This window comes from Propioniciclava sp. (assembly GCF_029977985.1).
In the GTDB taxonomy this organism is placed as follows: domain Bacteria; phylum Actinomycetota; class Actinomycetes; order Propionibacteriales; family Propionibacteriaceae; genus Propioniciclava.
In genome coordinates, this window is record NZ_JARKOT010000085.1 from 1 (window position 1) to 1,933 (window position 1,933).

Annotated in this window: 3 protein-coding genes; all 3 read right to left on the minus strand. The window is 71.7% G+C overall.

Annotation, left to right across the window (positions count from 1 at the left end; all coding sequences use genetic code 11):
• Positions 1-39: 39 nt before the first annotated feature.
• From Q1K57_RS04950 to Q1K57_RS04960, 3 genes are read right to left on the minus strand one after another with little or no spacing between them, the layout of a single operon-like run.
• Positions 40-780 carry a hypothetical protein gene (locus Q1K57_RS04950; protein WP_300079633.1) on the minus strand — a complete coding sequence of 247 codons (741 nt, stop codon included), beginning with the start codon at positions 778-780 and terminating at the stop codon, positions 40-42.
• Positions 781-791: 11 nt separating this feature from the next.
• Positions 792-989: a hypothetical protein gene (locus Q1K57_RS04955; protein ID WP_073185244.1), complete on the minus strand. Its 198-nt coding sequence runs from the start codon at positions 987-989 to the stop codon at positions 792-794.
• Between the two features lie 53 nt (positions 990-1,042).
• A complete protein-coding gene (locus tag Q1K57_RS04960) occupies positions 1,043-1,834 on the minus strand; it encodes a hypothetical protein (RefSeq protein ID WP_300079640.1) in 792 nt (263 codons plus the stop codon).
• Between the last annotated feature and the right edge of the window lie 99 nt (positions 1,835-1,933).

Consider the following 1,933-nt stretch of genomic DNA (forward strand, 5'->3'; position numbering starts at 1 on the left):
GCGCCACCGGGCAGATCTTCAGCGGGACGATCAGCGGGTTCATGTCGGTTCCTTTCGGAGGAGGGCGAGGACGTTCTGGGCCGCCTTGAGCAGCGGGGCGGGCAACGGGTCGGGAGTCAGGCCGGTGACCTGCAGGCGTGAGTCGAGCGGGAAGTCGGCCAGGCGCACGCGTGCCGGGATCCCGGCCGCGGCGACCTTGACCGGACGCGGCCACCGCTTGGCCGTGGGTCCCACGACCACCCCGAGCGCGTCGCGGCCGAGGAGTTCTGCGCAGGACTCCAGACGGCGGACCCCGGGCACGGTGGCATTCGTGACGAGGACGACATCGTCGAGCGTGCGTAGCACTGACCCCAGCCACCCGGCGCCCGCGCCTGACAAGGTCGTCCAGCTGGTGTCCACGAACGTCCACTCGACCGCTGACTCGGTCGGGACCGGCACGGTCGCGTCGTCGGTGATGGGGCGCTCCAGCATGACGTCGCCACGGTTGCCGCGGCGCCAAGGGCCCTCGGTCCCCAGTTCGGCGTTGGCTGCGGCGGAGAAGCCGGACGCCAACGGAGAGCAGCACTCCACCACCCGCGCCGACGCTTCGGTCGCGGTGGCCAGCGCGAGCGCCACCGTGGACGCCCCTACCCCGCCGGCGCAGCCCACGACGGCGACCACCCGTGCACCTGGCGCCGGCGTCCACACGGTCGCGGCTCCCCGGGCGGTGGGCGCGGACCGGGGCCCGTGGGTGAACTCGCCCGCCTCGATCGCGCGCCACGCCTCTCGAAGCTCTGCCACGCTATGCGCGGTCACGACGGGTCACCGCCCCGTGGCCGCCGATCCAGCAGTCCGGACAAGAGCATGGCCGGGGGCACCTTGGCCAGTTCACGTCTGGCCTTCTGCACGTCCCGGAGCCTGCGCAGACAGCCGTCCAGGTCGTCCAGGGTCTCCGGCTCCATGGCCGCGATCTTCAACAGGGCGGCCACGTCGGCCGGGGTGCTGGTCATCTCGGCATCACCTCCGTCACACCTAACGGGACCCGTCCACCCCTGGTGGACACTCAGCAGGTGGCCCTGAGGTACTCGCCGGCGGCTCCGCTGAGTGCGGCCACGCAGCGAGCGGTCCGACGCCGCACGGTCCGAGCGCACACGCCCCACTCCTGGGCCACGACGGCGCTCAGTTGGCGGCTCGACAGACCAGCCACTCCGCCCTCGCGGGCGCGACCATCAGCCTGGAGGGTCTTCGCGGCCTCGATCAGACTGACCAGCAGCTCGCGGTCCTCGTCGGTGATGACGTCCTCGGCGCAGGCCCAGGCGAGCAGTTCGGCCAACTCGGCTGCCGGGTCGTCGTCTTCCACGAGCCGATCGTCGGCCGGGTCGACGGGGCCCAGCGAGACCGTCGACAGCCGGTGCGGCATGTGGTGCGTGGGCGCCCCGCAGTCCAGTAGCACCCCCTCACGCAGCTGACCGGCCACCTTCGCCGCCACCCAGTGCGGACGCCGCCACGGCAGCCCGCGGACCTCCACCCACAACTGCGCGGCCAGCACCTCGTCCACCCGATCATCAGCCAGTCCCAAACGGCGGCGGACGCGCAGGGCGGTCGGGAGGAGGAGCCACGCGAGCACCAAGGCTGCCTCCCGGTCATCGGCGCCATCGAAGGCCGCCAACCGAGCCAGGCCGAGCAGGACGCCGTTGGCGACCGCGGGATCGACCGCTCGTCGCCAGGCGTCCAGCCCGGCGGGGTCGTCGACGACCCCCAGCCGGGGCTCGAAGGCGACCCATCCCGCCCAATGTTCCTTGACGACGGACGCCATCCGCTCGTCCTGCAAACCCAACATCTCGGTGATGTTCATGGCCGTGGTCCTTCCGCGTGGGTATGCGGGAAGATCACCAATCGGACGTTGTTCCTTTCGTAGTCCACAGGGCTTCGCGGCATCGAACCGCGACCCACG

Coding starts and splice junctions, on each gene's coding strand:
- Q1K57_RS04955 (WP_073185244.1), bottom strand. CDS start 989: ATGACCAGCACCCCGGCCGACGTGGCCGCCCTGTTGAAGATCGCGGCC.
- Q1K57_RS04960 (WP_300079640.1), bottom strand. CDS start 1,834: ATGAACATCACCGAGATGTTGGGTTTGCAGGACGAGCGGATGGCGTCC.